The organism is Anaerosporobacter sp., from assembly GCF_965301125.1.
The window spans coordinates 1-6,781 of sequence record NZ_CBDLAM010000193.1 but is presented as its reverse complement, the minus strand read 5'-3'; the positions used below and the strand labels follow the sequence as shown (position 1 = coordinate 6,781).

At 38.7% G+C, this 6,781-nt stretch carries 8 protein-coding genes and 1 pseudogene; all 9 read right to left on the bottom strand.

What is annotated here, in order from left to right; genetic code table 11:
- Window positions 1–37 precede the first annotated feature (37 nt).
- The 9 genes and pseudogenes from ACW2QF_RS16315 to ACW2QF_RS16275 all read right to left on the bottom strand — a co-directional run bounded on the left by ACW2QF_RS16315 (window position 38) and on the right by ACW2QF_RS16275 (window position 6,725).
- The gene (locus tag ACW2QF_RS16315; RefSeq protein WP_455717072.1) at window positions 38–2,413 is read right to left on the bottom strand and encodes an InlB B-repeat-containing protein; all 2,376 of its coding nucleotides are present in this window, start codon (window positions 2,411–2,413) and stop codon (window positions 38–40) included.
- Window positions 2,414–2,914: 501 nt separating this feature from the next.
- Window positions 2,915–3,751 (bottom strand): class B sortase, encoded by an 837-nt coding sequence (srtB, locus tag ACW2QF_RS16310; RefSeq protein WP_455717070.1) that lies wholly within the window; start codon window positions 3,749–3,751, stop codon window positions 2,915–2,917.
- A gap of 206 nt (window positions 3,752–3,957) precedes the next feature.
- A complete protein-coding gene (locus ACW2QF_RS16305) occupies window positions 3,958–4,488 on the bottom strand; it encodes a recombinase family protein (protein ID WP_455717071.1) in 531 nt (176 codons plus the stop codon).
- A gap of 66 nt (window positions 4,489–4,554) precedes the next feature.
- Window positions 4,555–4,989, bottom strand: a pseudogene (locus ACW2QF_RS16300) (recombinase family protein); the annotation flags it as partial.
- Window positions 4,990–5,137: 148 nt separating this feature from the next.
- On the bottom strand, window positions 5,138–5,263 hold the full coding sequence (locus ACW2QF_RS16295; RefSeq protein ID WP_455717069.1) for a hypothetical protein: 126 nt from the start codon (window positions 5,261–5,263) through the stop codon (window positions 5,138–5,140).
- Window positions 5,264–5,368: 105 nt separating this feature from the next.
- On the bottom strand, window positions 5,369–5,707 hold the full coding sequence (locus ACW2QF_RS16290) for a DUF960 family protein (RefSeq protein ID WP_455717068.1): 339 nt from the start codon (window positions 5,705–5,707) through the stop codon (window positions 5,369–5,371).
- Window positions 5,708–5,712: 5 nt separating this feature from the next.
- Window positions 5,713–6,090, bottom strand: coding sequence for a hypothetical protein (locus ACW2QF_RS16285; protein ID WP_455717067.1), 378 nt, complete (start codon window positions 6,088–6,090; stop codon window positions 5,713–5,715).
- Between the two features lie 5 nt (window positions 6,091–6,095).
- On the bottom strand, window positions 6,096–6,578 hold the full coding sequence (locus ACW2QF_RS16280; protein WP_455717066.1) for a DUF1643 domain-containing protein: 483 nt from the start codon (window positions 6,576–6,578) through the stop codon (window positions 6,096–6,098).
- A 24-nt stretch (window positions 6,579–6,602) separates the two neighbouring features.
- Entirely contained in the window at window positions 6,603–6,725 is a 123-nt protein-coding gene (locus ACW2QF_RS16275; RefSeq protein ID WP_455717065.1) for a hypothetical protein, read from the bottom strand.
- Between the last annotated feature and the right edge of the window lie 56 nt (window positions 6,726–6,781).

The window sequence follows — 6,781 nt, the reverse complement described above, 5'->3', positions numbered from 1 at the left end:
TCTTTTTATCAGTATCTGGCACTCTATAAGTAGTTGTCTATTTAACAGTTGTTGTGTCTTTATCTGGTGTTGTGTCTGTATCTGGTGTTGTGTCTGCATCTGGTGTTGTGCCTTCACCTGGTGTTGTGCCTTCACCTGGTGTTGTGCCTTCACCTGGTGTTGTGCCCGGTTTGGAAGCAGATTCGTCATACCCGATGGCATAGGTAGAGAATTTCTGTGCGTAGATTACAACGAAGCCATCTCCTACATAGAAAGTTCCATCCTCAAAGTTATCGGCAGGACGTGCATCTAGCTTATTCATCTGTACAGGCTGTCCCTCATGGTGACGGTAAGCAGTGATGTCATACTTACCTGCAGTCTCATATGGAACAATAATCTCCAACGCAGAACCAGTGTCCGTGATGTTGGTTGCTGTTCCACTATTTACAGTTTTCAGCACCTGAAGATCCAGGAAATCCAATTTATCCTTGTCTGCTGCAGCGGTAATGGCATTCTTAGCAGTTTCTTCTACGTTGGTAACCACTTTACTTTCCACCGTCAGCTCTACTTTAACCTTATCTCCTACTCCAGTGTTAAGTGCGTCGGCTACTATATCCAAACCATTAACCACGATATTTGGTGTAGACATAGCACCTGTTTCCGCAGGTTTTACTTCAACAACAGAGCTTGTATCCTTTGCTGGGAGTTTCACAGAAATCGCTGCGTTTTTGTCGGTAATATTCACATAGGCGGTCATGGTCTTGTCGCCTTGTTTTACAACTACATTGTACTCGCCAGTGCTTAAATCTGTAAACGTGTACCCACCACCATCCTGAGGGGTTGCAGGAGTTGTACCGATGGTTATTGTGACATCGGTCACAGGATTGCCGTTATTATCCGTTACGGTTACGGTCAAGTCATAAGTGTTTGGCTTGCTAGAGCCAGTGTCTGGATTAGTAGCATCTGTGTCTGGATTGCTATCGTCTGTATCTGGATTGCTATCAGGAGGTGTGGAAGGTGCATTTACAGTCCACTTAGCGTAAAGGGTAATATCGCTTGTAACCAGGCTATCAAAATTGTATTCGTTTGTGCATTCAGCATCGGTATACCAGCCACCGAAGGTGTAACCCTCTGCTGTAAGTTCTGCAGGCTTGGTTGCTTTGTCAATTTCAGTAACCTGCTGTGCAGTTGGAGCTGTACCCTGTCCGTTGGCATCAAAGGTTACTGTGTAAGGAGTATATTTGTCGGTAAGTTGTTCCTGCTCTTCTGATATCAAAGCATTACCAGTAGACTGTCCTACTCCTAAATCACCCCCGCTCACGCCCATGAAGTAAAGTGGGCAATGCTCTTCAGATTCTGCAATAGCAATCAGACACCCCTCCCCAATACTATTTTTCATTGACTCATCCAGCTCAAAAATCTCACCTGAAGTGATTTGATTTTTTATTATAAACGCTTCAGTATCTATAACACACTGTTCAGGGACTTCACCAAGATAAATATTACCAAGCGGCTTTAACAATTCCTTATAAACGTTAACTCCACTACCAAGCTGGGTGAGAATCTCATTCTTAATAGTTGCAAGTATTAGCTCTGTACCCTCTGGCACGCCGCCAGGTACTTCTACCATATATCCGTTATCTTTCGTTCTGGTCAGGGTATATTCCAGTTTCTGAATCTCTTTGTAGTCAATAACATTGGTGCCCGGCTCGTTGGACACATTTACAGTCCACTTAGCGTAAAGGGTAATATCGCTTGTAACCAGGCTATCAAAATTGTATTCGTTTGTGCATTCAGCATCGGTATACCAGCCACCGAAGGTGTAACCCTCTGCTGTAAGTTCTGCAGGCTTGGTTGCTTTGTCAATTTCAGTAACCTGCTGTGCAGTTGGAGCTGTACCCTGTCCGTTGGCATCAAAGGTTACTGTGTAAGGAGTATATTTGTCGGTAAGTTGTTCCTGCTCTTCTGATATCAAAGCATTACCAGTAGACTGTCCTACTCCTAAATCACCCCCGCTCACGCCCATGAAGTAAAGTGGGCAATGCTCTTCAGATTCTGCAATAGCAATCAGACACCCCTCCCCAATACTATTTTTCATTGACTCATCCAGCTCAAAAATCTCACCTGAAGTGATTTGATTTTTTATTATAAACGCTTCAGTATCTATAACACACTGTTCAGGGACTTCACCAAGATAAATATTACCAAGCGGCTTTAACAATTCCTTATAAACGTTAACTCCACTACCAAGCTGGGTGAGAATCTCATTCTTAATAGTTGCAAGTATTAGCTCTGTACCCTCTGGCACGCCGCCAGGTACTTCTACCATATATCCGTTATCTTTCGTTCTGGTCAGGGTATATTCCAGTTTCTGAATCTCTTTATAGTCAATAACATTGGTTGTTACTGCTGATACCATGGTTGTCGGTATCATTCCCACAATCATGATAACTGCCAGCAACAAACTTACTATTTTTTTCTTTAGTTGTTTCATAACATTTTCCTTTCCAATCTGTAATCATATTTTTATCATTTGCGCAACAGAGCGATTACTTCTGCCGACTTACCATATTCACACCTACTCAATAAGTGAATATTTCATTTAACAACACCTCCCACTACTCTCCAGAATCTCCTAATTCCTTACACGCAAAAAAGCATACCTCCCCGTTTTCCCAACGAAAAAGTATGCTTTACTGAATTTTGGGTACAAGAAAGAAACGGAGCCACCTTCTTGCTCTGTGGACATACGGATACCATAAATAAATAAATAAATAAATAAATTTATTTATTCCTTGATTCATCCGCTGTCTACTCCCTTCCTTTAAATTCTTAAAAATTGAAAATCATCTTCTCTATTTCCTAGAAGATGAACTTATTTTCATGGTCTAATATAGCACAAAAGTCCTATTTTTACAATAGTATTTTCTTTCCTCTACCATTCTACCAGCTTTCCAATCAGTACATATCTGGCATTCTCATATTCATAGAAACAAGTGGATAAGGTCACGAAATGGTCAGCCGCTGTGTATGTTTGAGCGGATGTAAAGGTGGATTTCTTTATCAGCTTATCCAGAAGGTTTTGTTTTTCCTGTGAATTGCTTCCACTGTCTTCTCCAAGTCCTAGCTGATAAATCTCTGATTCCGCAGCATCTACTACGCACCCTGCGATTAACTGTATTTCATACTTTTTCTCCGCTGTATAAAGGTACATTACCGGATGTTCCTTGTAATAGGCTTCCTCCCCATAATAGGTAATGGTCTTAAACATGGAACCATTTTTCATGTTGTGACCATAAATAATGGTATTCCAGTCACTGAAATCCGGATTGTTTTTCGTTTCAATGAAAAGGGTTCCTGCATTGCTGTATTGTAATGCAAGATTTTTCCTGAGATACTTATCGTTATCTGTGGTGTGCACTACAGGATAGCTTATGACGGTATCCGGACAGTAAAGCCACGCCCTAATTTCTTCGTTTTCTTCCCACAGCTTATTAAAATCTATGGACTCAGGGATTACCGACTCTTCTTTCGATTCCTGTGATTCCGCAGATGATTCTTCATTCTGACGATCTGGGATTTCACTCTCTTTGTCCGGCTTCTCCCATACGATAACCTCAGATGCGAGGTTGTCCGCTTCCTGCTTTTCTTTGGCAGAATCAAGATAATAGTTGCCTAATTGATACGCTGCAATTAAAAAGATTATTCCAAAAAATATGTATAGCATAACATAACATTTGTTATTGTTTTTTCTATGTTTGTTCTCTTTCAATCGTCTGCCTCCTTGTAATCTGGTAACCAAATTATGGGATATTACAACAAATTCTATGTATATACTCTACTTACTTTTTCTGATTGCTTACTTATAAGTTCTCTAATCTTGTTTTTGACTAATTCTTTCATATCAGACCGGCATTATAATAACACCAACCCCCCTCTCCTGTCAAGTAGTTGCAAACACTTTTTTTGAACTTTTTTTCAATTATCCACACAGTTTTCCATTGCATTTGAGTAACGATAATGACAGCTAAAATACGGATTAAGTCCTCTGCGATAACGCAAATTCTTTTTACAACAACCACAAACAGCCTTACCAATAAGAGGATGTGTTGGATTGTATGGAGGTTTTCTTTTTATTCCCCTTCCTTCCTGTACTTTATCAAAAACTTCCTTATCAATAATCGGTTCATGATGATTATAGGTAATCAGCCAATCCTCACGAGGATTTAAGTGATTCTTTCCACCAACAAAGTCCTTTGTATATTTTTTCTGCACAATGTTCCCTATATATATTTCATTCCTTAATATCTGGCATATGGTACTGTTTCCCCACAGAAACTGCTCTCCTTTTGGAACTCTGCTTGTTTTACCCTTTTCAATAATAAATTCTATGGGCGTTTTTACTCCCGTTTCATTGAACAGTCTCGTTATTTCAGTAGATGTATATCCCTCCATAGTCAAAGAAAAAATACGTCTGACAACATCTGCTTCATCTTCCGCAATTAGCAAAGCGTGCCTGTCATTTGGATCTTTCTCATAACCAAAAGGGCAATTCCCACTTATATACTGCCCCTGCTCTTTTCTAACTGCCAGCGAGGAGCGTACCTTCTGTGACAAATCCTTACTATACAAGTCATACAGCAGGTTCTTAAAATTCACATCTATATCTGCGATACTTTCATTGTAATCCTTGCTGTCATAATGGTCATTTACGGAAATAAATCTTACTCCCATAAACGGAAATATCTGTTCAAGATAAGAACCTAATTCTATATAATCTCTTGCAAATCTCGAAAAGTCCTTTACTATAATACAGTTTATTTTTGAATCTCTTACCATCTCCAACATATTCTGTATGCTGGGACGTTCAAAATTTGTTCCGGTATAACCATCGTCACAAAACTCCAAAAGGTCATAATTCGAAAAATTCTCTGCTACAAATTTTTGTAAAAGAATTTTTTGCATTATAATACTATTGCTTTCTTCCTTGTACTTATCATCTTCTTTTGATAATCTTGTATACCTGCTGGAGTATGTACCATTTAAAAACGAAGATTAGTCTACTTGACATGAATTATCCCTTACAAAAAGCGGCATCTACTTTTTATTGTAGACACCGCTTCATTTATTATTAATCAATATTACCTTTCATTAATTATTATACCTTATTCATTTTTTGCAAATTTCTAAGAAGCTGATTTGTCTTGTTTGATTTCCCTGATTTTGCAATTTCATACACTGAAACCATACTGGTAAATCCCATTAGAAAAAGCATTGCCTCCATGTCCTTCACTTCCTTCCTATCCAACCATCAATTCTGTCATTGTAATCACAACCACTCCTGTAAACATTCCCAGTAACACTAATTTCATATTCCTTTTCTCCTTCCTCAATGCTCCTCTGCCCACAACATGATGCAGTATTCTGCCTCATCTATGCAGTAGACTTTTCCCTGTATAGAACTTTTCTCCAATGATGTTCCCTCCAGAGATATTTCATATACAGCTTTATACTCTGGCTTTTCCTGTCTATGAGTAATTTTCTGTATATGTCCATCTTCACCCAGATGACTGGAGAACTCAAATATTTGTAGATAGTCCAAAGAAATCTCTTTATTGTTTTGAAGTTGGGCAATTAGTTTCCAGAGGAAAACCCTATATTCCAGTGGCAGTTCGTTATGTATCCTCTTTGTTTCATATCGCCCTTTTTCTAATCCATAATAATCCATATTTCTCACCTGTTTTCTTCTTTCTTTCGTGGATAGAACAGAATGATATGGAATTCTGTCAAAACATACAGTTCTTCTCCCCATTCTATCGAATTCTTTTCATCCTCACAAATGATTTCTCGAACCTCTGCCTCATCCTCTTTCAATCCATAATACTCCAAAATTCGTTGTCTTTCCTTTTTACTGTTTAGATTTGTAAACAGTAGCAGAAAGCTTCCCTCCGATTCAAAATTCCTATGTTTCCCATAGTTCCTTTCCAACAAATCCAGATAGAACTCCATTCTCTCCATGACAGTTTTATAGACACTATAGCTTTCTGAAAGTAATGTTTCCATTTCTCTCAATAATTCTATATCCAATTTATTGCTTATCTTGTAATACATTCTCCTTACTCACAGCCTTTCGTTTTTCTTGTTGCTTTGGGTTCTTTTTTCTCTACTGTTTCCTGTTTCAAGTCACTTTTTACAGGATGGGTTTCTAACTTCCAGACAACATCACTGTAACGCAACCCCAAGAACAACGGATGGGTTCCCACTTGCTTTTTTGTATCCATTCTATCCACTACTATATGCTTTGTCTGTAGTTCCAAGCCTTGTTCCTGAATCATTTTTAGTATCTTTTTCTTTATATGCTTTGTAGTAGCGTGAGTGGACAGACTGGTTCCCCAAGCTATCACGATATCATATTCTCCCATCTCCTTGCTGGTCAGTATATCTCTGATGTATTCCAAATTTTCGTGGTTCTCTTCCAGTTGAGCTACAGTAGGTTTTCTTACAAATACCTGTGGATACAAGTTAACAATTCGAATTTCTCCCCAACCCAGTTCCTCTGCATGGTTCAGCAAATGCATAGTGGAAACATCAAGTGCCATAGGAAAATCTACCATGATGGTAGGTTACAGCTCTATTACCAAGGCTTTTTTTCCTTTTTCATTCCACTTTTTTCTGATTTCAAAGGTTTTATTTCCCTTCTCCGCTCCTATCACTGTAGTCTGCATTGTAATCCCTTTTGTTATCATGACTTCTCCTTATATAATATATTTAGGTTGATAAAGGTAACCCATAACCCTTTGTT

Excerpts from the sequence above, each read along its gene's own strand:
- ACW2QF_RS16315 (WP_455717072.1), bottom strand. The coding sequence starts at position 2,413 with ATGATACCGACAACCATGGTATCAGCAGTAACAACCAATGTTATTGAC.
- ACW2QF_RS16295 (WP_455717069.1), bottom strand. The coding sequence starts at position 5,263 with ATGGAGGCAATGCTTTTTCTAATGGGATTTACCAGTATGGTTTCAGTG.
- ACW2QF_RS16290 (WP_455717068.1), bottom strand. The coding sequence starts at position 5,707 with ATGGATTATTATGGATTAGAAAAAGGGCGATATGAAACAAAGAGGATA.
- ACW2QF_RS16285 (WP_455717067.1), bottom strand. The coding sequence starts at position 6,090 with ATGTATTACAAGATAAGCAATAAATTGGATATAGAATTATTGAGAGAA.
- ACW2QF_RS16280 (WP_455717066.1), bottom strand. The coding sequence starts at position 6,578 with ATGGCACTTGATGTTTCCACTATGCATTTGCTGAACCATGCAGAGGAA.
- ACW2QF_RS16275 (WP_455717065.1), bottom strand. The coding sequence starts at position 6,725 with ATGATAACAAAAGGGATTACAATGCAGACTACAGTGATAGGAGCGGAG.